This window comes from Mesotoga sp. HF07.pep.5.2.highcov, assembly GCF_003666285.1.
Taxonomy (GTDB): Bacteria; Thermotogota; Thermotogae; order Petrotogales; family Kosmotogaceae; genus Mesotoga; species Mesotoga prima.
Genome location: NZ_JFHJ01000161.1, coordinates 1 through 924 on the forward strand (window position 1 = coordinate 1; position 924 = coordinate 924).

Below are 924 nucleotides of genomic sequence, written 5' to 3' on the forward strand. Positions count from 1 at the left end.
GGAGGCTTTTTGAGTGAGTGATACAGTGAGCATTGCTGAAGGGATCTACTGGATAGGAGTTAACGATTTTGAGACTAACCTCTTCGAAGCGCTATGGCCGCTTCCAAGAGGAGTATCTTACAACTCATACATTCTGATAGACGACAAGGTTGTCCTTATCGACACGGTTAAAGGTTCGTTCTTCTCCGATTTTCTCGACAAGATCAGGTCGCTTCTTCCCGAAGGAAGAAAGGTTGACTATCTTGTGGTCAACCATATGGAGCCAGATCACTCTGGATCGATAAAAGTTCTGAGGGAAGCCTTTCCAGAGATAAAGATAATCGGGAACGAAAAGACAAAGGGAATGTTGGATGCTTTTTACGGAGTGACTGACAACGTTGTAACCGTGAAAGATGGTGATGAGCTTGAGATAGGTTCAAAGACACTCCAGTTTCATATGACTCCTATGGTTCACTGGCCCGAGACAATGATGACTTTTGAGAAGACAACTGGACTGCTTTTCTCGGGAGATGCATTTGGGGGTTTCGGAGCCCTCAACGGAGGAATCTTCGATGATGAAGTCGATATTGACTACTTTGAGGATGAGGTTCTTAGATATTTTTCCAACATCGTTGGAAGATACAGTTCGATGGTCCAGAAGGCATTCGAAAAGCTTAAAAATGTAGATATAAAAGTCGTCTGCGCAACTCACGGACCTGTCTGGAGGAAGAATCCTTCAAGAATTATAGAGCTTTACGATCGCTGGAGCAAAGAGGAAACCGAGGAGGGAGTAGTTCTTGTTTACGGTTCGATGTATGGAAACACCCAGAAGATGATGGAGGCGGTAGCATCGGGATTGGTCAAGGGGGGCGTAGATAAGATCAGGGTCCACAATATCTCTACCACACATATATCCTTCATAATTAGAGATATCTGGAGATTTAG

General features: G+C 44.3%; 1 protein-coding gene. It reads left to right on the plus strand.

The genetic code is table 11. The features are described from left to right. Positions 1–13: 13 nt before the first annotated feature. On the plus strand, positions 14–924 hold a 911-nt coding region (locus BG32_RS03080; protein WP_147434809.1), incomplete at its 3' end, for an FprA family A-type flavoprotein.